Source organism: Brachybacterium sp. ACRRE (assembly GCF_022346485.1).
Taxonomy (GTDB): domain Bacteria; phylum Actinomycetota; class Actinomycetes; order Actinomycetales; family Dermabacteraceae; genus Brachybacterium; species Brachybacterium halotolerans.
On sequence record NZ_JAKRMO010000004.1, the window covers coordinates 74,697 to 96,730 of the forward strand.

19 protein-coding genes and 1 pseudogene are annotated in these 22,034 nt (G+C 66.9%); 3 read left to right on the forward strand and 17 right to left on the reverse strand.

Features of this window, described 5'->3' with window-relative positions; translation table 11 throughout:
• The first annotated feature begins 14 nt into the window (after positions 1 to 14).
• Positions 15 to 716, forward strand: a complete 702-nt coding sequence (locus MHY49_RS02125; protein WP_239202216.1) for a hypothetical protein — start codon at positions 15 to 17, stop codon at positions 714 to 716.
• A gap of 309 nt (positions 717 to 1,025) precedes the next feature.
• Here MHY49_RS02125 and MHY49_RS02130 read toward each other — a convergent pair whose 3' ends face one another.
• The 7 genes and pseudogenes from MHY49_RS02130 to MHY49_RS02155 form a co-directional block, all read right to left on the reverse strand.
• The gene (locus MHY49_RS02130; protein WP_239202218.1) at positions 1,026 to 2,405 is read right to left on the reverse strand and encodes a transposase; all 1,380 of its coding nucleotides are present in this window, start codon (positions 2,403 to 2,405) and stop codon (positions 1,026 to 1,028) included.
• A 102-nt stretch (positions 2,406 to 2,507) separates the two neighbouring features.
• Positions 2,508 to 2,621 (reverse strand): annotated as a pseudogene (locus tag MHY49_RS19280) (helix-turn-helix domain-containing protein); the annotation flags it as partial.
• Between the two features lie 1,085 nt (positions 2,622 to 3,706).
• Positions 3,707 to 7,570 carry a hypothetical protein gene (locus tag MHY49_RS02135; RefSeq protein ID WP_239202219.1) on the reverse strand — a complete coding sequence of 1,288 codons (3,864 nt, stop codon included), beginning with the start codon at positions 7,568 to 7,570 and terminating at the stop codon, positions 3,707 to 3,709.
• An 850-nt stretch (positions 7,571 to 8,420) separates the two neighbouring features.
• Positions 8,421 to 9,092 (reverse strand): hypothetical protein, encoded by a 672-nt coding sequence (locus tag MHY49_RS02140; RefSeq protein ID WP_239202221.1) that lies wholly within the window; start codon positions 9,090 to 9,092, stop codon positions 8,421 to 8,423.
• The gene (locus MHY49_RS02145) at positions 9,089 to 10,066 is read right to left on the reverse strand and encodes a hypothetical protein (RefSeq protein WP_239202223.1); all 978 of its coding nucleotides are present in this window, start codon (positions 10,064 to 10,066) and stop codon (positions 9,089 to 9,091) included. Before MHY49_RS02145 ends, MHY49_RS02140 begins: the two co-directional genes overlap by 4 nt.
• A 477-nt stretch (positions 10,067 to 10,543) precedes the next feature.
• Positions 10,544 to 11,389, reverse strand: a complete 846-nt coding sequence (locus MHY49_RS02150; RefSeq protein ID WP_239202225.1) for a hypothetical protein — start codon at positions 11,387 to 11,389, stop codon at positions 10,544 to 10,546.
• An 89-nt stretch (positions 11,390 to 11,478) separates the two neighbouring features.
• The gene (locus tag MHY49_RS02155; protein ID WP_239202227.1) at positions 11,479 to 11,994 is read right to left on the reverse strand and encodes a hypothetical protein; all 516 of its coding nucleotides are present in this window, start codon (positions 11,992 to 11,994) and stop codon (positions 11,479 to 11,481) included.
• Positions 11,995 to 12,136: 142 nt separating this feature from the next.
• On the opposite strand from MHY49_RS02155, the gene MHY49_RS02160 reads away from it, so the two are divergent.
• Entirely contained in the window at positions 12,137 to 13,561 is a 1,425-nt protein-coding gene (locus tag MHY49_RS02160) for a helicase associated domain-containing protein (RefSeq protein ID WP_239202228.1), read from the forward strand.
• Positions 13,562 to 13,625: 64 nt separating this feature from the next.
• On the opposite strand, the gene nrdH is transcribed toward MHY49_RS02160, so the two are convergent.
• On the reverse strand, positions 13,626 to 13,880 hold the full coding sequence (gene nrdH / locus MHY49_RS02165) for a glutaredoxin-like protein NrdH (RefSeq protein WP_239202230.1): 255 nt from the start codon (positions 13,878 to 13,880) through the stop codon (positions 13,626 to 13,628).
• A 187-nt stretch (positions 13,881 to 14,067) separates the two neighbouring features.
• On the opposite strand from nrdH, the gene MHY49_RS02170 reads away from it, so the two are divergent.
• Positions 14,068 to 14,418 (forward strand): hypothetical protein, encoded by a 351-nt coding sequence (locus MHY49_RS02170; RefSeq protein WP_239202231.1) that lies wholly within the window; start codon positions 14,068 to 14,070, stop codon positions 14,416 to 14,418.
• A gap of 14 nt (positions 14,419 to 14,432) precedes the next feature.
• Here MHY49_RS02170 and MHY49_RS02175 read toward each other — a convergent pair whose 3' ends face one another.
• The 9 genes from MHY49_RS02175 to MHY49_RS02215 all read right to left on the reverse strand — a co-directional run bounded on the left by MHY49_RS02175 (position 14,433) and on the right by MHY49_RS02215 (position 22,030).
• Positions 14,433 to 15,695, reverse strand: coding sequence for an AAA family ATPase (locus MHY49_RS02175; protein WP_239202232.1), 1,263 nt, complete (start codon positions 15,693 to 15,695; stop codon positions 14,433 to 14,435).
• 72 nt (positions 15,696 to 15,767) lie between these two features.
• Complete coding sequence (locus MHY49_RS02180) at positions 15,768 to 17,081, reverse strand: VWA-like domain-containing protein (protein ID WP_239202233.1); 1,314 nt, start codon at positions 17,079 to 17,081, stop codon at positions 15,768 to 15,770.
• A gap of 61 nt (positions 17,082 to 17,142) precedes the next feature.
• Positions 17,143 to 18,246 (reverse strand): hypothetical protein, encoded by a 1,104-nt coding sequence (locus tag MHY49_RS02185; protein WP_239202234.1) that lies wholly within the window; start codon positions 18,244 to 18,246, stop codon positions 17,143 to 17,145.
• Between the two features lie 38 nt (positions 18,247 to 18,284).
• The gene (locus MHY49_RS02190; RefSeq protein WP_239202235.1) at positions 18,285 to 19,400 is read right to left on the reverse strand and encodes a hypothetical protein; all 1,116 of its coding nucleotides are present in this window, start codon (positions 19,398 to 19,400) and stop codon (positions 18,285 to 18,287) included.
• The gene (locus tag MHY49_RS02195) at positions 19,397 to 19,615 is read right to left on the reverse strand and encodes a hypothetical protein (RefSeq protein WP_239202236.1); all 219 of its coding nucleotides are present in this window, start codon (positions 19,613 to 19,615) and stop codon (positions 19,397 to 19,399) included. Before MHY49_RS02195 ends, MHY49_RS02190 begins: the two co-directional genes overlap by 4 nt.
• Positions 19,616 to 19,676: 61 nt before the next feature.
• Positions 19,677 to 20,546, reverse strand: a complete 870-nt coding sequence (locus tag MHY49_RS02200; protein ID WP_239202237.1) for a hypothetical protein — start codon at positions 20,544 to 20,546, stop codon at positions 19,677 to 19,679.
• A complete protein-coding gene (locus tag MHY49_RS02205) occupies positions 20,543 to 21,352 on the reverse strand; it encodes a hypothetical protein (protein ID WP_239202238.1) in 810 nt (269 codons plus the stop codon). Before MHY49_RS02205 ends, MHY49_RS02200 begins: the two co-directional genes overlap by 4 nt.
• Before the next feature lie 56 nt (positions 21,353 to 21,408).
• The gene (locus MHY49_RS02210; RefSeq protein WP_239202239.1) at positions 21,409 to 21,858 is read right to left on the reverse strand and encodes a hypothetical protein; all 450 of its coding nucleotides are present in this window, start codon (positions 21,856 to 21,858) and stop codon (positions 21,409 to 21,411) included.
• 10 nt (positions 21,859 to 21,868) lie between these two features.
• On the reverse strand, positions 21,869 to 22,030 hold the full coding sequence (locus MHY49_RS02215) for a DUF4236 domain-containing protein (protein WP_239202240.1): 162 nt from the start codon (positions 22,028 to 22,030) through the stop codon (positions 21,869 to 21,871).
• Positions 22,031 to 22,034: the final 4 nt, after the last annotated feature.

Consider the following 22,034-nt stretch of genomic DNA (forward strand, 5'->3'; position numbering starts at 1 on the left):
CGACACTCGTGCCCATGAGCACCGACGGGGCCGACGGGTCGATCTACTTCCCCGCACGACTGCACAGCGCCGAGGAGCACCTGCAATGGTGGTCGAGCGTCCCGGTGCCGGACGAAGTCCTGCAGTCCGTCATGGACGACTACGCCGAGAGCCGCACCGCGACGATCGGGGCAATGGTGGGAGGCAAGTGGCAGGCGCCGCCCCGCAGGCTCGGGTGGAGCCAGGCCGAGTACGAGGCCCGGGCACGCGAGGACGCCGATAGGCACAACGAGGTAGTGCGGAGATGGCAGCAGCAGATCCCGAAGGAACTCGACCGCTTCGCCGTCCGCGACGCCGTCCGCACACACCTCGCATGGACCTACCGCTACACCCTGCCCAACGACGAGCAGCAGCAGCTCGAGACCACACAGGTGACCGTCGGCGACTACACGGGCACTCCAGCCGAGATCTCCACGCGGTACGCCATGCCCGGGTTCGCCGCACGTCACCCCGAGGGCTTCACGCGCCTCCCCGACGACAACACAGACCTCAAGCGCCAGCTCGAGCAGCTGCGCCGCGAGGTTTCGTCAGTCGCGACCACGACTCAGAAGATGTACGCGGGCGACATGGCCGATCACGGATACTCATCGGAGCAAATCGATGCTGAACTGCGAGGCGAAGACGTCAAGCACCCCGTCGGCGGACGGAAAGCACTCCGGAGCTTCAAGAAGGACTGAGAACTGCGGCGCGGCGTAGGACCACTGTTCTAGGTTGCGGCCGTTCTTATGGGGTGGTGTCCGAACTTGTGGGTGTCCGCCCGGCGCGCCCGGTGTGCTCGTGGGGCATAACGTCTGCAGAGAGATGGATGTGGAAGAAGCTGGGCCGTTCCCTGAGTACACGGGCGGAATCCAAATAAGCGAGCCTGCGAGCGCGTCGAAAAGGGCGTACCCTGCGTGAACGGGCAAGACCCTGGACCCCGCTGTCTGCGGGACATACCCCTGGCTTTCCCCTGCGTGCACGGGCGGGCCCCTTGCTGAGCAGGGCCCTTACCCCGTCCGTGCGGAGTGTGGGAACAGGCCGAGATTGCTCCCGACCGGTGGCCCCTCGCGGCGGAGGGGTCTTGACGCATCGTCGACCGTGTCACTGACGACCTCGAGTGGAGGACCAGCGACGCGGTCTCCGCGTCCGTTTCGTCTCTCCGCCCTGCCGGCGGCGAGATGACCAGTGACCGCGAGATCCGGGACAGCGAACGCGGCGATGTTCTTCGCGGCGTTAACGTCTCGGTCCTCGCGCCACCCGCACTCACACTCGAAGACACGCTCACGCAGGGACAGCTTGATTTTCACTGTCCCGCAAGCATGGCAGGTCTTCGATGAGGGCAGGTACCGGTCAATGACATGGAGCCGGGATCCGTACCAGCTGGTCTTGTAGTCGAGCTGCCGGCGGATCTCGGCGAAGCCGACGTCGAGGATCGCCCGGTTCAGGCCCGCCTTCTGGCGGACGTTGCGTCCGGGCTGTTCGAGCGTCCCGCGGGCGGACGAGCTCATGCCGGCGACGTTGAGGTCCTCGATCGCGACATGCTCGAAGCCCGTGGCGAGACGCTTGGTGAGGGCGTGCTGGGCGGTGGACCGCTGGAGTGCGACGAGGTGCTGCGCGGCGGCGAGTCGCCTGTAGAGGGCTTGTTGGCGGCGTGAGCCGCGTTCGCAGCGTGCGATGGCGCGCTGGATCCGGGTGATGCGCTTCGTCGCACGGGCGCCGGGGCGGACGTTGTCGACGAGCTCACCTGTGGACAGGGCGGCCTGGACTTTCACGCCGACATCGACGCCGACGACGCCCGCGGCACGCTGCGCACGAGTCGGCTGGGGCTCGGGGGCGTGCTCGGCGGTGAGGAGGGAGACGTACCAGCGGGTGCCGGAGCGGGAGACGGTGAACGAGCGGAGGGCCGCGCCGCGGTCGAGGGCTCGCACGAGGCGTTTCGTGGTGTCGTGAGTGCGGAGCGTTCCGAGGCCGGCGAGGCGCAGATGCCGGTAGTCGCTGATCGGACCGTTGCGCTCGTCGAGGGTGCGGTGATAGCTAGCGCGGGGCCCCATGGCCTCAGGCGAGGGGATGGTGAAGGAGTCCCGCGAGCTGGCCTTCTTCCTGAACCGGGGTGCCCCGACCTTGCGGCCCTTCCTCGCCCCGGTCAGCGAGGCGAACCAGTTCTTGACCGCGGCGTCGGCGTGCTGGAGACCGGAGACGTGGACGCGCCGGGAGATCTCGTGCATCCACGGGACCTCGGAGCGGTCGCTGGTCCACACCGCCGCGGGGTCCTCGCCGCAGGTGATGCGGGCCGCGGCGTCGCGGTGCTCGGCGATCATGCCGGTGAGGTACTGCGTGGCGTAGGCCTGGTAGCCGATTGGGCGGACAGGCTCGCCCGGACACTCCACCTCATGCTCCCGGAGCACCGTCGTGAGCTGGGCGGGGCCCAGGCCACGCGTGGCAAGGTGGTCGCGGAGGAGGCGATATCGGTCGCCGCGGGCCCGATTCTCGGCGACCAGGAGGTTATGGGCGTGCCGGGCGGCGCCGGCGCACTGCTCGAGGCGTGCGCGCTGCGCAGGGGTCGGGTCCAGCGCGCACTTGTAGGCCCGTAGACGCTCCGCCATCTTCACCACTTCCGCAACCCGTCGTGTTTGTCTCGGGATCACAGTGGGCGGGGTGCTCCTCCCGCAGGACACCGAAGCAGGTCTCGGTCATATGATGAAGCATGGGGCAGACATCCCAGTGAGTCCCAGGTACGAGGGGTGCGCGGCAACTGCCTGGAGCTCACGCAAGTGGGGGACACCAGGAGGTCGAGGGGTTACGTGGGACGGATGAGGCCGCCGAACGTCGGCGCCCGTGCCTAGTCCCACTAAGCGGGACACCTCGCCGAACGCGGGCACTCATCCGAATAGATCGACGCCGCCCTTCAAGGGCGAGAGAGCGGAGCCAATGTCGGACAGAAGAAGGCACTGAAGAGCTTCAAGAAGCCCTGGATCACGGCGCCAAGGTAGTGCGACGACCGAATGCGCAGCCTCGTGGTCGGACCGGCGGCCCAGCGTTTGCCACTGCCTCGGAGCCAAGCGAGCAGCCAGATCCCGAGCACGCTCATGCAGGACCGCAGCATCCGCACCCGATGGAGCAGCCGCACGCGCTGCCTGGACCACTGCGTCCCCGTACTCTGCGACAAGCTCAGTACTGCCCGGCTGGAGCATGGCGATCCGCCTGGACAGGGGCCGGCCATGACGAAGGCCCTCGCGCTCCTCGGCCCGGGAACGCCGCCCGTAGATGCTGCCGATCCACACCGCGGGTTTGAGGACCACGCACGTGCTGCCGAGGATGACCGGGCGCTCCGTACCCCCGGAAAGTACACCCCAAGTTACTAGGCTCATCCCCTCCCACCCACCTCGCTGTGACCCGGGGCCACTTCAGCTGAGGCAAACCAACATTTTGGGGTGTGACTTAATGATCGCGGTATGAGCGGACGTTCTCAAGTGGCCTATCTGGCGACGTTCGCCGCAAAAGGACAGGGATCAATGAACCGCGAACCAACCTGCTATTGGTGACTCCGCACAGGCCAGGGCACCGCCGCGATCCAAGACGAACGGCGTCATCTAGGGGCGTCAAGTGGACGAGGGCCCGAATCGTGGCCGTTGCCGGTCGCCCTGTCGAGGGACGTGGTCCGTCGGAGAGTATGGGTGAATTCCACGTTCTACAGGAGGGTGACGGTGCGCTTTCCGTTGAGCTTCGGCCTGTTGACCTTGAGCACGTTCTGCGACGCTAGGAACTGGAGCACAGAGATGGCCGACTCATCATCGGGTGCGTCGAACTTCTCGGCCTCGCGAGTTGCCAGGTAGCACCACGGACTCTCAAGATGCGAGACCACAGCGAGAACTTCCGGTACCTCCGCCGGCTGCGGGTCAGCGATGCTGATGAGCTGCATCGTCTGCTGCGCCGGAATCGTGCTGTTCGCTGCTAGTCGCTGCAGCTGCGACCACGTGAGGACTGTGTGGGTCCGCAACGCGTACTCGGCGATCTGTGTCCAGGTATAGGCGTTCTCGTCGGAGACGAACGAGTCCAGGTTTCCTAAGATGCGGTGACCGACTTTGTCGGCAGTCCTTGGGTCTTCGAGCACGTCGCCGACGGCGTCGGCGACGTGTTCGGGGGCCAGGAACGTCGCCACGTTCTCGGATGCTTCGATGCCGGCCCTGATGGCGTTCCAGCCGCCGGTCGCGAGGTGATCGAACGTGTCGGTGTCGTCGGGAAGCAGGCGGGCGTCCAGGAGCCGGGCGAACAGGTCGCTGTTCTCGGCGGCAATGTCGGTCGCGAGAAGGTGGGCTTGTGGGTTGAGGCTCTTTGCGAGTTGCGCCCGCATCTCAGTCGAGGGGATGGCGACGCGGGCGTTCAGTATGGTGATCGCGAGTTTGCGAACGTCCGGAGACGTCTCTTCCTCATTGTCTTCCTCAGCTTTGTCGGCGGACCCCAAGCCGGAAGTGTCGACGGTGAAGGCGCCGGCGGCGGTCAGCAGCTCACCAAGCTCGGTGTCGATGCTGCCCACCTGGTCCAGGTAAACCTCGACGTTCGCCGCGGTGGCGCGGAAGAGGTGGGCTCCAGCCAGCGACTTCCACGTCGCTGGTGGTGCCGCTTTGAGGTCGCTGAGGGTCGCCGTGGCCGCGGTGGCGCTGAGTAGCGCCTCCCGCTGCTTCGAAGACCAATCGGCCGCCTCGTCGGTGTTCAGCACGTCGACGAGCGTCGCCTCGTGGGTGATGGCGGGGTCTGTAGCGTCGTCGGCGGCAACCAGGGCGAGGTACTCGTGGAGGTTGCGCAAGCAGTAGCTGTAGGCGGTGTCCGGTGCCGCCTCTAGGAGCGGGTCAAGGGCGACGGGGCCTTCGATGCTCGCGGCGAGGCGCAGGTTCTCGGCGCTAAGCTCGTACAGGTCCGTCTTCACGACACGCTGGAGCACATCGTCGTGGAGTCCGTCCAGGTCGGACAGGCGCACGTCGCACCGCACGAGCAGCGCTGCTGCCGCGTCTGCGATTCCTGCGTCCTGGGGGTCCGTGTAGGCCAGCATCTGCTGGTAGTGGCTAAGCACGAAGTGCGCGACGTCGGCGGGGGTGTCAAACGCGCTGATGGTGTCCGCGGTGGTAACTCGCAGCGCTACGTCGACGAGCTCGACGCGGACGTCGTCGGGCACGTCCGTGCTGTTGACCAGGTGGGTGAAGACAGGCCGCCACGCCTCGTGCGCGAGCCGGGCCACGAACTCGGTTCGTGCCTTCCCGGAGGTCAGGTAGGTGGCCATGAACCGCCGTGCGATATCGCTTGTGTCGTGAACCCGCATCAGGTGCTCGACCACGTCGTCGGCGCCGCCGTGGTCAGAGTCGAGCAACCAGTCGACGACATCGGTGTTGAACGCGCTGACCGAGGCGGTGAAGTCGGCGCTGGCTTCGGCGAGCAGGTTTTGGACGGCGTTCGGACTGTCGAACTTGTAGTCGATGTCGGTGCCGTTAGTCTGCTCGGTCTGGATGAGGAACGTGTGGACGTCGATACCGGCGAAACTGCCGTAGAACTGGGCGGCGTACACGCTGTAGTTCAGGTCGATGTGACCGCCGCGGACCAGGTCGCGCGCGAGCTCGGATTCGAGGAGTTCGTGCACCCGATCCGCCATCGTCACCGCCTCTGTCGAGGTGTCGCCGTTTGCGGCGGCCTGCCATGCGACGGTGCCGGGGCCGCCTGTCCCGGCCAGGGACTGGGGCATTGTGTAGCTGCCCGTGGACTCGATGACGCCGCGGAAGCCGGCACCCCTGAGATCGGCTATCTGGGTGTCGAGCCTCGCGGCCTCGGCCTGCGCTGCCTTCTCGTTCCGCTCCTCCCACCGCCCCTCTAACAGCTCCGGGTAGAGACTCTCAAGCTCTTCCTGGTGCACAGAAGCGAGTGTCACATCTCCGAGGCCGCGCCGGCGAACAATCATGGTGATGCTGGCCGTATCGAGCGCGTGGTCCCAGAACACGGCCGATGCGGCGTCCGGCGTCGAGTAGTCCTCGTCGCCGACTCGGTAGAGCACCTCATGTCCGGTCAGCCCCTTCTCGTCTCGCAGCATGCTTGCCACCGCGTTGAGACGGTTGGCCATCTCTCGAATGAACGGCCGGACGGACGCAGGTCGCGCGCCCGCCTTGAGCACAGCGCGCTTCTCTCTCTCGAGCCGCTCGACGCCAAGGCGAATGATGCCGCGGCGGTCGTCATAGAGGACATCGAGGGCGCTGGTGCGGCGGGCAATGTTTTCGAAGTCGGCCATGTGAAAGTTCTTATACGCCACGAGCGCGAACAGTTTTGTCTCGTCCAGCTCCGGAGCACGCTTCTCACGGTGCAGGAGCCGCTCGGCGAACACCAGGTACTCGTTGACCATGTTGCGCAGCAGCCGCATGTCGGTGCAGTGTCGAGCCACCAGGTCAACGAGCGGACGCTCGATGCTCACGCCAACATCGTCGAGTCGGCCCTTGAGCAGGTCACGGGCGTTACGGTGCGAGATGAACGGCACGACTGGGATGACAATCTCGAAGAACTTGGTCCGGTTTGCCCTGGCAGTCTCCGCGGTTGCGGCGTCGTCACGACGAGTCGCTCGCATGCTCGCGTCTGCAGTCGTCGCGGCGGCGTCGGTCTGGCTGACTCGGTCCTGCTTGGCGCCGATCTTCTCGAACAGGCTGTCGCGGACCGCGTACACGAACCGCAGCGGCCGTCCGGACCGGGCTTTGCCGCGCTTGGGCCCATTGAGCAGCGTGTTCAGCTCCCGAAGAGCCTCAAAGATCTGCGGGTCGTCGAACCGGTCGAGGTCCTCGAAGATGACGACGTCGATGTTCTCAGAGTCGAAGTAGTTCACGATCAGGTCGAGATACTCGTCGAAGTAGGTGAGCTTCTTCTCCGACAGCTTCACTTTGGCGCCCCCGGCGGAAAGGTCGGAAACGAAGAACTTCTCGTGGGTCAGCAGCCGCACGCCCGTGCCCGCGGCCAGCGCGATGCCGGCCAGCACGAGCCACACCAAGCCCTGGAGAAGCGGGTTGGCTGACTTCGCGACCTCGGGGGTCGGCAACCAGCCCATCAGCGCCAACAGCACCGCCAGGGGAGCCAGCACAGCGCCAGCCTGCAACGTCGCCTTGCCCCACGACAGCTCGACGGGTCGCCGGAACTGCGACCTCTCAAGGGTGGACGGTTCGGCGCTGTAGACGAGTTGCTTTACGACCTCCTTCTGGATTCGGTTCGTCAGCGACGAGCCTTCGTCGTTCGGACCGAGCGAGGAGATCGCCAGGCGCAGCGTGGTGCTTGAGTACTCCTCGACGTACTTACCCAGAATGCTCGACTTGCCGGCCCCGTATCGACCGGTGAGCGCGATGTTGCGGTTCCGCTCATCGTCCAAGGCAGCTGTCAGCCGCTCCAGGTAGGACTGGTGCTGGGATTCAACATATTTTGGCGCTAATGACGCGAGATCGGGCGCCGTGATCCCAGAAGACGGCGTCGAGGGCCCCGAGGCTACGTCTACCTCGACTCGCTCCGAAACGGTATCTTGGGCGAACTCGCCGTCCACGTTCTCCGTCGCCTCCCGCGGTGTTGCTTCAGGCACAGTGGCTCCCAACTAGTTGCGGGTGTCCGCCTCGCGACTGTGGCGGGATTGAGCGAGACCCCAGTCGCCGGATGGGTCCATCGGGAACCCGGCAGGTATGACTTTCCGTGAAGGCGCCAACACCGGCCGTCTACAGGATGCACCCCTGTGCTCAGGCATTCTAGCCGGGCGAGCGCTTCGCGGCATCCGTGAACGTGGCGTCGCGCGCTGAAGGTCGGGAGGGGAAGGGTTAGGTCGGGGCGAAATGTGGCACGTCCTGTCATCGGCAGATCCAAGTACGGGAGCGGGATCCGACACTCGCATCAACTTGAGCCGTATGGCATCCATTGACCCGCCCGGCGGGCGCCTGAGCGTCCACGCCGAAGGGATGCCGTTGTTGCTGGGGAGTCTCGGTGCCGGCCTACCGCGCGAACTAAAGCAGCGTGACGGCCACGAAGGGAGAGAGCGCTGTGAGACCGACGAAGGCGAGCACCTTGGCCTACGGCATGCGCCGCCCGAACCGGCTGATCGCTCCCCACCCCCACTGCAGCACCTTGGAGGCAGCCCCAGCAGCCTTGGACCACACGTTGCCGAGCGTCATGGTTCGTCCCTTTCGCAGATGTTCGGCCGCGGTGGGGAACCTGGGTCTGTCATGTCCCAAGGCCCGCCTCGGAGACGTCCTGCCCTCGCGCGGCGTCACACTCGTCTCGGGATCACAGTGGGCGAGCGGACTGTCCCGCAGGACACCCCAGTGCCGCTTGGACCGATGACGGGACAGCGCTCAGCCACACCGGTGAATCCCGGATACGATGGATGTGCGGCAACTGCCTGGAGCTCACGCACGTGGGTGAAACCAGGAGGCCGAGGGGGTTATATGGGAAGGATGAGCCCGCCGAACCTCGGTGCCGCACCCGGCCTTCGATACGCCACGACACCCCTTCCTCCAGGCAACGGCCGCCCCGAGGGCTGCGGGCATGTGCACCTTTGCCAGTGCCTTCAGCTTCGCCTGCGCGGGCTCACGCAACTCGATGGGCTGACCGACCAGGCGGGAGACCATCGCCGCGATCACCACCGCGTCCGCCACATCGTTCCCGGTGATGCTCGCCTGCTTGTAGGTCGACGCCGCGGTCACCAGCACGAGGTCCTTCCCCGCGTTGCCCTTCCCCGTTGCGTACATCATCCGCGATGGCGGAGAGACCTCCACGACAGGGACCCCTTCCCGTTCGAGGAGCGCGACGATGTGCCACCACAGGCCTGAGCGGTCGTGGACCTTCCCGGCGTTGCGCATCCCGTACGCGGGGGCCTCGATGCCGACGATGTCTGCGTTGCCGGCGACAGCCAGCACCCCTTCCGAGATCTTCTCCATGCGCTCGAAGCGCGACCTGAGGGTCTCCGTTCCTGGCGGCGGCGGCTTCGACGTGACCGTCGACGTCTCCACACGCTCAGGGGATCGGACGAGCGCGAGCCCCGTGCACGACAGGGACAGGTCGATACCGGCAACGATCATGCCGCCTCCACCTCGCTCCTCATCGCTTCACGGTGCGTGCGCAGCCTGCGAATCGCCCGCTGGCAGTCGGACTCGAGGGCCACGGTCTCGACCTCGATCTGCGAACGCCGGCAGGAGCGCTCCACGCGGGCGCGCAGCTCCTCACCGGCCGGACTAAGGGTCTCACCGCCGTCGTACCGATTGCGGGTGAGGGAGTCCGGCACGTTGCGCACCTCCACGCTCAAGGTGGGCCTGCCGCGTCCCAGCGTGATGATCGGCGTGTAGCCGGGGTCGGTGGGCAGCTCCTGGGACTGCGTATCCACGGCGAAACTGTCCAGGAGAACGTCACGCATCCTGCGGGCCTCGCTCAGGGACTCCGGGGCTGCGGCGGGTGCGTGGGGGTTGTTCGCCCGCGGGTGGTCGCGCAGCCAGGTCGCCATGGCGTGCTGCTGGGCAGCGGACTCGCACAGCTCCTCGACCTCGTAGAGGTCATCGGCGGCGACCCGGTCGGCGATGGCGTCGGCGAGGCGATCGGCGTTCTCAGGATCGTGGGCGGACAGGGCCGGGGTCATCTCTGTGAATCGAGCGCGGGCCTGGATGCGGTTGAGCTCGTGGGTCTCGAAGGCGAACTCGGAGAGCTTGCGGTGCACGACGTAGGGATGGTCCATGTCGCCGTTGATAAGGATGGTGGACCCGTCGTCGCGGGTTACGCGGGTGAGGGTGCCGTCGGCGTCGTGATGCTCGATGGTCCCGTCCAGCAGGACGCGGTCCGCGATCGTGCCATTGTCGTGGAACGTGCTCTCGGCGTCGGTCGCCGGGTACTCCCAATGGATGCCCGCGTCCTCGTGGTCCCACTCCAGGGAATCATCCATGGGGTCGTAGGCGACGGCGACGTCGGCCTCGTGGCGGCTCGTGCTCCCGAACTGCCCCTTGTTGCCGGCCTCGCCGGTGTCGCGCTTGCGGATCTTCGGGGTCTTCGACGCGTTCTCTGGCATGTCGGGCCGCTCCTCTTCATCGCGATGGGGTCTCACACCGAGAAGTGGGCGGGCGCCCCGTCTGGCGGGACAGTGAGTCGGGGCCACCGAGTTGAGGCGCGCATCCTCGTACGAGCGTTGCTACCATCGCGTGGAACTTGCAGCGTTCTTGAGGAGGAGCCGAGATGCGCAAAAATGGTCGTGTCGTGTACAGCGCACAGGAGCGCGAAATGGACGAATTTATAGCACGGTTTGCCCCACATTTCCTCGAGCTTCCGAATAATCTGGACAAGATAATTCAGTCTCTCGGATCTGACGATCCAGCGAGAGAAGTGTCGTCTAAACTAGGATGCGAGCTCGATGTCGCGCGACAACTTCTTTCGACACAGTTGCGCAAATTGTCCCCAGCGTCGATGGAAGCGCAACGTCTTGAATATGAGGCCGCGCTCAGTCGGTTGCGCGAAGGCGGACCGACTGGGCGCGGCCAATCATGACGACTCAGACCCAATACGGTCTGCCTGATCCACTCTCTCGAATCTTGTAGTCGTGACCTCTCCAGCTCTTGGTCACATCCGCACCGCCCTTGACGTTGAAACTAAGTCGGTAGTCAGGGTGGTAGATCTCTCCGCGGGTCCCTCCGCCCCAGTTCTCGAGATGGATCGAGAAGCTGGGGAGATACCCAGTCGGGCCCCCGTACTTCTTGCAATTGCCCCACGTGTGCACGGTTTGATCGGGCCAGGCTCCGTGGTTAAACCTTGTTCGACAGCGAGTTTCGTGCAGCAGAATCTTAGGCCCTGATTTCACATCAAAGTCGGCGACAAGCGAAAAATCTGCGACGCCTTCGAGCTCGTATCGGAAGTCTACGTGAGTCTTCCCGATCACCTTGCACGACCCAAGTCCGCAAGGCCCGTACGAAACCGTGTCTGCCACAGTGTTGGTGAACCCGCTTGTAGTGCCTCCACCCTTCTTCATCTGTACTTGGGGTGTCGTGGTTGATTTGGACGGAGCTTCCTTGGGTGTCGCGGCCTCCTTCGATTCGGCTCGCAGTGTGGCAGTTTGCTTCGACGAAAAGTCGTTCGCCTTCGAATACTTCGCGATGAACTTGTCGGCGACGTCAGTGTCGCCGCGCTCGATCGCTTGGCCGACACCTTGGGTGAGCGGGTCTTCCCCCGGGCTTGCGGCAAACCACAGGCAATCGCCTGCCTGGTAGCTGGTCTCGGAGCAGCTATCGTCCTCAGTATTGGCTGGTTCCGCGGAAGCTGACGCGGTAGAAGCGGTAAGGGCGACTAGGGCGGTCGCTGCAAAGATTTTGACTCGGTTTCTTCTAAGTGAGTGGCGGCTCATCGAGGGCTCCTTGAGTCAGGGATGGTGCGGAACGTACGCTACGTCACATGCTCGTCCTGTGTCAGGGGAACCTCTGGCAGGACGCCGGGTCACGACCACTCGTGCAGCCGCAGGTCGTCGTCGAAGTCGCGCAGGGTCTCGGTGACGGTCGCGGAGAGCTCGTCGTCATCGATGCCCTCGAACCCCTCGTGGGTCAGTTCGAGGGTGCTGGTAGGGGAATCCCAGCGGGCGCCTCCGGGGAACCCGAGATCCTCGGCGAAGGCCTCGGGGTCATCGCTGCGGCACTCGAGGTAGGAGTCCACCTGGTCGTCGGTGACGTCGTCATCGTCCACGTCCCACGGCTCCGATCCGACGCGGTAGGCGGAGGTGGGCAGGTGCTCCCGGTCGATCTGCACGTGTATGAGGGTGCGGCCGCTCTCGTCGAAGGTCGACTCGATCTCGAACACGAGGTGCGCGGCCTCGGCGCCGACGGTGATGGTGCGACCGTGCCTGACGGGTGTGGGGGAAGGGATGGTGACCGATGCGTCGGGCCGGGCTGTCGTGCCGAACTGGCCCTTGTTGCCGGCCTCGCCGGTGTCGCGCTTGCGGATCTTGGTGGTCGCCATGGCTGAACTCCTCGCTCGTCCTTCTCGAGAGAGGAAGTGGGCGGGGCGGGTGAGTGGCGGGACGGCGCCGATGTGGTGGGATGAGCGGCGTGCAGACCCGTCGACGTCCCGCGGTGGCGGGAGCCCGCCCACTGTCCACGACATGAGTCCAGTTACGACCTCTGGCGGCACCGAGAGATCCCGGGATCGAGTCTGGCTCGAGCGCCTGGAGACCCTCGCGGCCTATGTCGACGAGCACGGACAGCCCACATTCGAAGGCACTTCGGGCCCGGGGCAGTGGCTGAACAGGCAGCGCCAGGCTGCCAGGAAGGGCACGCTGCGGGAGGACCGGCGGCGCCTGCTCGACGAGCGCGTTCCTGGATGGGACCACGACCGCGACCAGCAGTGGATGGACCATCTTGAAGAATGCGCAAGGTATGTCGCCGAGTACGGACAGACGCCGCCCAATGGCGGCTCGATGGTCGGAGCATGGCTGAGCAACCAGCGCACGGCTGCCAGAAGTGGAAAGCTCCAGGAGGCCCGGCGGCGCCTGCTCGACGAGCGCGTTCCCGAGTGGGAGCACGACCGCGACCAGCAGTGGATGGACAACCTCGAAGATCTGGCCCAGTACGTCGCCGACCGCGGCGCACTCCCCAGCAAGCGTGCAGCCGGAGGACTCGGGCGCTGGCTCGGCGACCAGCGGCAGGAGGCACGCGCCGGCACCCTGCAAGATGACCGTCGGCGCGCACTCGACGAGCGCGTACCGGGCTGGCTCCCAGAGGTCGAAACCCCACAGCAGCGTGCCGAGAAGATGATCGCTGCCGTCCTGGAGCACAAGGAAAAGCACGGGGAACTCCCGAAGAAGCACAGCTCGGCGGCCGGGGACTGGCTCGCGTACCAGCGTCAAGCTTCCCGCTCAGGAGATCTGCGAGAGACGCTGCGCCGTGAACTCGACGAACGCGTGCCAGGGTGGGACGAAACGCCGGACTTCGATGCACGATGGGAGGAGAAGCTCTTCGCGCTGCGCGACTACGTCCAAGAGCATGGCCGTCACCCCGTCATGGGCGGATCCTCCGCTGCCGGAATCTGGCGCATGAACCAGGTCCGCCTGAAGCGGATCGGCAGACTCGACCCCGAGCGTCGGCGACGCCTGGATGAGACAGCACCAGGCTGGGACCTGTCGATGCGGGAAAGGCGTCCCGTCGAGCAGACCCTCGATGAGCTCACGGCCTATATCGCCGAGCACGGGAAAACCCCACCCGCCAGCGTCCCGAGGATCGGGGCGTGGCTACACAACCAGCGCTCCAGTGCGAGGCGCGGAACCCTCAGCATGGATCGCCGACGCCTTCTCGACAAGCATGTTCCCGGGTGGCTTCCCGAGGGCAACGACCGCGACCGGAAGTGGATGGGGCATCTCGAGGATCTGGCCCGGTACGTCGCCGAGCACGGGCGGACCCCACCGCTCGCGACCCCCGTGATCGGAGACTGGCTGAACAGGCAGCGCCAGGCCGCCAGGAAGGGCACGCTTCAGAAGGATCGGAGACGTCTGCTCGACGAGCGCGTCCCCGGGTGGCTCCCGGAGCAGTAGCCCTGGACCACGAGAACGGCCCGCGCACCGGGATGGTGTGCGGGCCGTTCTCACAGCAGCGGGATCAGGCGATGGCCGGCTCCCCGGGGGCCAGTGCATGAGCGATCGCCTTGATCTTGTCGGGGCGGAAGCCCGACCAGCGATCCTCCCCGGCCTCCACGACGGGCGCCTGCACGTAGCCGAGCTCCTTCACGTGGGCGAGCGCCGCGGCGTCCTCTGCCATGTCCACGACCTCGAAGTCGACGCCGCTCTTGGCCAGAGCGCGCTTGGTCGCATCGCACTGGACGCACATGGGCTTGGAATACACGGTGATGGTCATCGGGACTGCCTCCGTTTCGGATGGGCGACGGGGCCGGACTCTCCGACCCCTGAGGTATGCACTGAGAGAAGTGGGCGGGGACACCGCACGAGACGCGATCGGGCGCTCACGATTCGAGACGCCGCAGGTCGGCGGCCCCCGCCCACTGGCCAGGACGAGACCCAGAGATCTACGAAGGAGGGCCCGCATGGCGAAGACCCGCAAGCGCGACACCGGAGAGCCCGGCAACAAGGGGCAGTTCGGTCGCTCCCGGCGAGGTGAAGCAGACCTCGACCTGGGCTCGCTCAGCGACGACGACCTCACCGAGGCCATCGAAGAGATGGAGCTCGAAGAGGACCTCGAGATCGACGTCGACGGGGACGGGATCGCAGACGGAGAGCTGGACATCCTGCGCGAAGGGGACCTGATCGTCCTTGCCGGCACGATCACCGTCGGAGACCAGACCCGCGAGGTGCGGGAAGAGGTGGCACCCGCCGCGTCGTTCGAGCAGCTGCGAGCAGAACTCCTCGCCGCCGCACAGCGCGTCGCACAGGCGTAGCGGGATCGCACGGGTCAGCCCACCAGGCTCTCTCGGACCGTGACCATCCGCTCGATGTCCTCCACGTCCTGCTCCGCGATCAGGGCCCGCCAGTCCGCACGGTGCACCCACACCATGTGGGTCATGTGGCGAGACGCCATCACGCACAGGCGCCCCAGAGAGAGGTGATGGTCGGAAACCGTCGAAGCGGACGCGAGGGGGTCGACCGCGATCACCGCATGCCACTGCCCGCCCTGCAGCCGATCGGCGGTGCCGACCGTGATCCCGGGGAACAGGCCCAGGGTCGACAGGAACCCGGCGATGCCGTTGACTGCCATGTTGTCGCCCGCGACCACGCACACGTCACTGCTCGTCAGCGGGCGCACCCCGTCGTCGGTGGACACCTCAGCACCCACGTAGGTCTGGGCCAGGCGCGCCACGTCGGCGTAGAGGTCCACGGGGTCGTCCCGGTCGATCTGCACACTCTCGATCTCCTCATGGCCGACGATGCGCCGGTCCGGGCGGCCGGAGTCGAACGAGAAGTCGTACAGGGGAGCGATCGCGTCCACGGTGCGCTGCCCGAGCCGGTAGGACGTGGGCAGGTGCAGGGTCTTCGCGGCCGGGTGACGGCGCAGAACATCAGGGGCCCGGCCATGGGGCGGGTACTGGCTGTCCTCGAACACAGAGGTATCGGCGGTCGTGACGGGCCCGATCTGACCGGGGTCTCCGACCATCAGCACCTGCTCGCAGCCCTTCGCGGCGGCGGCGAGGGACGCGAACGTCGACTGGTAGGCCTCATCCACGATCAGCACATCGCTCGTGGCCCTGGTGCTCATGCCCAGCGAGGCCATGGTCTTGACCACGATGTCCCCGGGCTCCCCCTGGAATGAGCCGTTGCCGGGAGCGTGGATCGCCGTGGTCGAGGCCTTGTCCACTCCGCTGAGGGCGAGCACGACGGAGGCGTTCTCCCACACCGCGGCGAGGCGCTCGGCGACCGAGGTGGCGGCCGACCGGGTGGGGGCGGCGATCGTGAGGGTGAGGTCGGTGTTCGCGCTGAGCCACAGGGCCGCGTCGACCAGCAGCGTCGTCTTCCCCGAACCGGGAGGCGAGTCGATGATCGTCACGCGCCGCCCCGACGCCGTCTCGTACAGGGCCCGCGAGAGAACGGACCCGGGGACGAGACGCTGCCACGAGGGCACCTGGCGCGAGGCCCGCACCTCTTCGGGGGAGGGCTCGACGCGTGGCGCCTTCGACGTGTCGATCCCGAGGGTGTTCAGGTCTGCGATGCTCAGCGCCACGATTCCTCCATCTGCTGCCGGTTCCCCCACCCAGTGGGCGGACCCGGGTACCCACGGGACAGCGAGGGGACGTCAGGCGGGGACGCCGTGGACCGAGACCGAGTGGATCCACGCGGGCGTGGTGTCCTTCCCGTCGGAGGTGACCAACGCGACCACGGGGAACGCAGTCGGCGTCTCGGGCCAGGAGGTGCCGCCGTCCGTGGCGACGACGACCAGTTCCGGGGCCTCCGTGAACACCTCGGGGATGGCGGCGAGGCCCAGGCGCATGTCGGTGCCGCCTCCACCCGTGGCGGAACGGAGCACCCCCTTCTCGGACAGGGACCGTGCCCGGTAGACAGCATCGTCCACGTCCAGGACGAACACCCGATCCTCAGGCACCCCGCACTGGACGGCGATCTCCTCGATCTCTCGACTCATCTCGCCGAGTTCGCGGTCCGACACGGACCCGGAAGTGTCGCGGATGACCACGAGCGTGGGAACGGGGCGCACCGTGCCCGGCAGGATGATCTTGCGCCCCCTGGAGCCGTCCGGCATCCGCACACGCACAGCCTGGCGGCGAGAGGCTCGGGAGTACGTCTTGAGCAGTCCCCGGGGCTTGCGCCGAGCGGCCTTGCGCAGGTACCCGCCGACGACGATCTGCCAGGGGATCACGCTGGGCGCGGTGATCTTCTCGGCCCACCGCCCCAGGCGTCCGGGCCCTGCCCCCTTGGCCTTGGTGATCTCCTCGGCGACGGTGTGGACGGCCGCGACGATCTCGAAGTCCTCCGCCGGGGGAGCGATCAGGTCCAGGTCCTCCCAGGTACTGGTGAGGAAGTCGAGGGACACGCGATCCTGCAGGTCGGTCCCGAGGGTGATCGCTCCTCCCATGAGATCGCTCGCCATCTCATGAAGGTGGAAGAGGTCCATGTCCGCGTCGTGCGCGCGGCGGGACAGTTCGTCGTAGTACTCCGGGGCGGACAGGCCCCGGTCCATGCCGATCTGCTCGGCGGTCGTCGAGACCGTGGAGGGGAAGGTGATACCGGCATCCTCGAGGTCGTCGTTCACGGCGGCGTCGGCCGCCATGCGCCACAGGTCCGGGGAGAGGTCGCCGTCGGACTGCAGCTTCTGCTCGGCCAGGGAGTGGTGGTCGAACATGACGTGGAACATCAGGTGCACGAGCACCTGGGCGCTCTCCTCGTCGGTCCACTTCTCGATCATCGCGTCGACGTCGAGGAACACCCGCAGGCGAGGGTCTACAGCGCCGAGCGTTCCCAGCCCAGGAGCGTTGACGTACCGGGCCGCATACAGCAGGGCTGCGGTGTACGGGGCAGCCTTCTCGGCGAGGGCGCGCCACACGGACAGGCGGTCCTCCTGCTCGGTGGTCAGGCGACGTGCATAGCCGGACATGGGGTTCTCCTTCTCGTGGGTCACCAGGTCAGTGGGCGGGTAGGAGGTGCGGCGGGACGCCTCAGCGCCAGGCCCCGACACTTCGCAGCATCGGCCCGAAGGCGTCCTCGGCACGCCGGGGGATCTGTGCGCCCTTGGGTGCGCGGGAGAGAAGCAGACGCGCCGAGCGCAGGCACACGTCCTTGCGCCCGGTGACCTCCGCGCAGTGCAGGAGAACCTCGAGGGCCTTCTTCCAGGTGGCGAGTTCTCCCCGGTCCACCGCGTAGGAGGAGACGGCGCCGAGCACGGTGAGGGTCTTGGACGGGTGGTGGTGGGTCCAGTCCTCTGCGGACGGATCCTCCAGCACCGCGCGCAGGTCGAAGTCCGCCGCTTCGATCCGCCAGCGCATGAACCCGTCCGCCGCTCGGTCCCCGACGAGCCCGCCGAGCGCCATGCGCTGCGCGTCGACCTTCGCCTCGTCAAGGCGTGAGAGCACCTGGATCGCGTTGTCCCACGAGCGAGGAGAGGGCCACGGTCCCCCCGCACCCGAGGGGTCGGAGGGCTGATCGTGGATGAGATGCCGGTGGGCGTCGAGGAAGGTCAGGATGAGCGAGCGCTCTCGGGCCACACGCTCGGGGCGCGCGTCGGCGTCGTCGACGATCTTCTCCGGGATGGGGAATCCGGTCGACATCCCGTTCAACCAGGCTTCGCGGTCCAGTTCCCAGCCAAGGTGGAGCATGCGGTTGGCGATCGGCCCGGGAAGATCGGACGCGCCCGCCGAGTAGTCGGGAGGGTTACCGTCCAGAACGATCGCCACGGACTCGGGCAGGTAGGTGTTCTCCCCGACCTGTCGCTCCTGCAGGATGTTCATGCAGGCCTTCTGCACGTCCTCATCGGCGAGGTTGAACTCCGACAACAGGAGCAGACCGCGGTCGGCGTCGATCAGCCGCGAGGCCCAGCCGGGCAGGGCGAACTCGGTGGTGTGCGACTCCTCGACGAGCGAGGGGATTCCCGAGACGTCGGACTTCTCCTTGTGCATCATCACCACGCGCTCGAGATGCCGGCGCGAGGCGGTCGCGTAGTCGCGGATGACCGAGGACTTCCCGATGCCGGACAGTCCCTTCATGAACACGGGGACGTTCGCCGCGATGCTCGCGCGGAACACTTCTTCCTGGATGTCGACCATGCCCTACCAGTGGGCGGGATCGCGTGGTCACGGGACGCTCACAGGGGAGCAGTCTCCATGCCTGCGAGGGACAGTTCGGCGGGCACGATTCGCTCGACGGGATCCTCCGGCGGCACGCCCCCGTCCCAGGCAGAGGGCTCCTTGCGCGTGAAGCGGGCAGCGCCACCGAACGGGGCCTCGACGAGGAAGACCTCGCGCCCGTACGCCCTCCGGAAGGACGATGTTCCCTTCGATTCCGGGGTGACCTCGAGGATGAAGTCTCCCTGGTCGTACCCGAACCCCGCGACGCGGCCGCCCCGCAGATCCGCGTCGGGGTGCTGCGGGTCCACGACCCACACGGTGGACCCCTCGCGGAACGGGATCGAGCCCGCCGGGATCTGGCAGCGCTCGGTGTTGCGTTCGCGCGAAGGCCGCTGGGGGAGTGCGGCAACGGTGCGTCGACCCGCGAGGTTGTAGGGCCTGAGCGTGCTGTCGACGGCGCACAGCGCCTTCCACTGGTCGCCGAGGGCTTCCATCGCCACATATGCCTGGGCGTCGTTGAGGGCGCTGGGGAATGAGCGCGACCGGGTGATGCGATCGCAGGCGGAGGTGATGCGCCCGCACAGGCCGCCGTGCGTGGTCGATCCGTGGATCGCGGTGCGGTAGAGGTCCTGCATCCCGGTGACCGAGTGCGGATCCGCCACGCGGAGAGCGCGCCCCCATGCGCGCAGGTCGTCGGTGTCCTCGAAAGGGGCCCAGTATCGCATGCCGAGGGCGCGGGTGATGACAGTGAGCGATGAGTACCAGGGGGCGACGACCGCGACGTCGAGGACGCGCCGGGCGGAGAGGACCGTGTTGCGCTGGTCGATGGTGTCGAAGCGAGCCTTGGAGAACGCGCGCAGCAGCAGGCGCAGATCCCTCATCGTGGGCATGACGATCTCGCGGCGACCCTCGGAGTCGTCGGTGTGCATCAGGACGGCCGCGATCTCGCGTCCCTTCATGGGGCCGTCGGAGGTGCGCACGCGCCCCTTGTCGACCCAGACGAACAACTTGTCGCGCGCGTGTAGGGACGGGAGGGTCTCGGACATGCGCGGCAGGGCGCGGCCAGTCTTCGAGGCCTCCTCCCGGCGCTGTGCGGCGTACTCGGAGGCCTTCATCGAGCCCGTCGCGTTCACCGGGCCTCCTCGGGGACGAGCCATCCATCGGAGGGGAGGCGAACGATCGCCGTCACCGCGGCGAGCACGCCGACGGCAGCGAGGAGGAAGGCGAACAGTGCGAGGTCCTCGCCGAGGAAGAACGAGACCAGTGCGCAGAGCGCGGCGATGAGCGCTGACGCCTGCGCGGGCAGGCGGTCCTCCCAGTTGATCTCCGGGTCGCGTGTGCTGTCCATGGTCTCGCCCTTCCTGTGCGGTTACGCAGGTAGTGGGCGGTGTCGGGTGTTCACGGGACGGTCAGGACACCTTGGCGCGGCATGCGTGAGTGGTGGAGGTGCCGTAGTAGCGGCCGCAGTCCGCGCACTGCACTGCCACGTCGACGCTGGAGTTGCCGGCGCGGCGCACGTAGGTGTTGTAGGCCCTGCCGACGGAGGGCGACGAAGACATTCGTCCCCACGTCTCGGGGTCCATGTCGTAGACGTAGGCGCCCGTGGGGTTGTTCTTGGTCGGGCTCATGACGATGGTCGCCTGCTGGGCCTCGGCGTTGTAGCCCATGCCCTTGATCCAGGACGACGCCGCCTTGCGGGTCTCGACCCCGGATCCTGCGGCGCGGTGGCGGTAGGAGGCCACGAGCTGCGCGGTGTGCTCTCGAGTCAGCGACGGTCGCCGCGACTCGAGGCTCGCCCGCACCGACTCCGAGACCTGGGCCTTGCGCTCGGGGTCGAACCCGGTGGGCATCGTGACCTCGTAGGAGCGTCCCTTCTTCGACACGCGCACTGCAGACATCGTGGTCGTGCCGTCCGGCCCGGTGTACTCGATGGGCATCTCGAAGGGGCGCGACTCGTCTCCGGTGCGCGTGGCGACGTCCTTTGCGAATCGCCGCACCGATGCGTGCGAGGGCATCGTCAGGCTGTAGTCGTCTCCCTTGTAGGTGCGGCGGTAGGGGCGCCCGCTGTCGCGCCCCATGGTCGGCACCTTCCCGGAGACGTCCGTCATCTGGGCGGCACGGTCCCACCACTTCTGGGCAGACCGCTCGGGGCCATCGGTGTCCGCGAACCGGGCCTGCGGCACGGCCACGTCGGCGTCGGCGCGGCTGATGGTGCCGAACTGTCCCTTGTTGCCCTGCTCGCCCGTGTCCCGCTTGCGGATCTTCTTGCCGGTGCTCATGCCGCCTCCCTCGTATCGGTGCCCTCGCCAGGAGAAGTGGGCGGGGCAGACGGAGACGTGTCGCCCAGGTCCTCGATACACACCTGGAGCTCCGCGGCGAACTCGCGCTTTCGCTCCTTGAGGGTCTGGTCCAGGTGCAACTGCGCGAGCTTGCGCACCGAGACCAGGGCCGAGGCGTACAGGCTGTCGCGAGAGGCGAGGACCCACAGGGCCGCCCACTCCTCCGCCCCCACGGACGAGGGGCGGTCGAGGACGTCATGGCGAAGCGCTTCCATGGCGACCTCGCTGGTGAAGTCGTCCTCTGTGAGGTAGCGGATCCCGGACCCGGAGGCGACGATGTCGCGCAGCGCGTACTCGGGGTTGGTCGGGTAGACGGCGGAGGTCAGCGTGTAGGCGACTCCGACGTTCGGGGTGAGCGCGAGGACCAGGTACATGACCAGGGCCCCCAGGCACAGAATCGGTGCAGTGCTGGAGAGCACCGAGTTGTCCGGGAGGGGGATCATGCCGGCGGAGGTGACGAAGAGGGAGGCGATCAGGAGCAGGGGGACGAACCCGAAGAGAAGCACGTACAGGAGGCGGTCGTAGCGGCGAGTGGTGATGGACTTCGTGGAGTAGGCCTGGAGCTCATTGATCAGTCGGGTGCGGTACCCGTGAGCGTCGTCGCCGGGTGGGACGAGCGCGAGGACGTCGGGGCCGGTCTTGCGAATGCGCACGTACCGGCTGTCCGAGGACACGTCGTCGATGCGGTACGGAGGGCGGTTGTGGGAGAGGGGAACGAGGACGGTCTCCGGGAACTTTCTGCTCATGCTCAACCCAGTGGGCGGGGCCCGCGAGAAGGGGAAGTGAGAGTGCAGACGGGTGCTCACTCCAGGATGATCGGGGGCCTCCCGGAGGCGTCGTCGCCGCTGTCATTGCGCGGCCGGCGCCGGGCCCTCGTCACCCCGTTGGCGACCGCCTCGAGGATCAGCCAAGCGGTGGCGCCCGCGACGATGACCCATCCGACCGAGTGAAGAGGGACCGTGCCGATGGACGGCGGGGCGTAGACCACCAGAACGGATCCAAGCGCGCCGAGCAGGCTGGGGGAGAGCATGTTGGCCTCTCGGAACATCAAGTTCCCGTTCGCCTGGGCGCGGGCAGTGCCGTTGGCGAGGATCTCTCCGATCAGGCACACGCCGGCCCAGATGATCACGATCCACCCCAGGGGCGCGGTGGGGTATCCGTAGAGGTCGCGTGGGACTGCGACCAGCACGATCACTCCGAGGACGAGCGCGACGATCGGCTTGCCGATCGAGGCTTCGCGAAAGGGCAGCATGGGGTCCTCCTCAGAACTTCAGGCTCAGTCCCTTGAACAGCCTGATCGAGTTGCGGCCACGGGAGTTCAAGGTGAGTCGGCCGATCTTGACGGACGTGCTGACGCCGGAGTTCGACACGTTGACGTGCGCGTTCTTGCTGACCTTCACGCGCTTTTGGATGCGAAGACCCACGCCC

Bases quoted from the DNA above. Each gene is read 5' to 3' on its own strand.
- MHY49_RS02125 (WP_239202216.1), top strand. From the start codon at position 15: ATGAGCACCGACGGGGCCGACGGGTCGATCTACTTCCCCGCACGACTG.
- MHY49_RS02140 (WP_239202221.1), bottom strand. From the start codon at position 9,092: ATGATCGTTGCCGGTATCGACCTGTCCCTGTCGTGCACGGGGCTCGCG.
- MHY49_RS02145 (WP_239202223.1), bottom strand. From the start codon at position 10,066: ATGCCAGAGAACGCGTCGAAGACCCCGAAGATCCGCAAGCGCGACACC.
- MHY49_RS02150 (WP_239202225.1), bottom strand. From the start codon at position 11,389: ATGAGCCGCCACTCACTTAGAAGAAACCGAGTCAAAATCTTTGCAGCG.
- MHY49_RS02155 (WP_239202227.1), bottom strand. From the start codon at position 11,994: ATGGCGACCACCAAGATCCGCAAGCGCGACACCGGCGAGGCCGGCAAC.
- MHY49_RS02160 (WP_239202228.1), top strand. From the start codon at position 12,137: ATGAGTCCAGTTACGACCTCTGGCGGCACCGAGAGATCCCGGGATCGA.
- nrdH (WP_239202230.1), bottom strand. From the start codon at position 13,880: ATGACCATCACCGTGTATTCCAAGCCCATGTGCGTCCAGTGCGATGCG.
- MHY49_RS02170 (WP_239202231.1), top strand. From the start codon at position 14,068: ATGGCGAAGACCCGCAAGCGCGACACCGGAGAGCCCGGCAACAAGGGG.
- MHY49_RS02180 (WP_239202233.1), bottom strand. From the start codon at position 17,081: ATGTCCGGCTATGCACGTCGCCTGACCACCGAGCAGGAGGACCGCCTG.
- MHY49_RS02185 (WP_239202234.1), bottom strand. From the start codon at position 18,246: ATGGTCGACATCCAGGAAGAAGTGTTCCGCGCGAGCATCGCGGCGAAC.
- MHY49_RS02195 (WP_239202236.1), bottom strand. From the start codon at position 19,615: ATGGACAGCACACGCGACCCGGAGATCAACTGGGAGGACCGCCTGCCC.
- MHY49_RS02200 (WP_239202237.1), bottom strand. From the start codon at position 20,546: ATGAGCACCGGCAAGAAGATCCGCAAGCGGGACACGGGCGAGCAGGGC.
- MHY49_RS02205 (WP_239202238.1), bottom strand. From the start codon at position 21,352: ATGAGCAGAAAGTTCCCGGAGACCGTCCTCGTTCCCCTCTCCCACAAC.
- MHY49_RS02210 (WP_239202239.1), bottom strand. From the start codon at position 21,858: ATGCTGCCCTTTCGCGAAGCCTCGATCGGCAAGCCGATCGTCGCGCTC.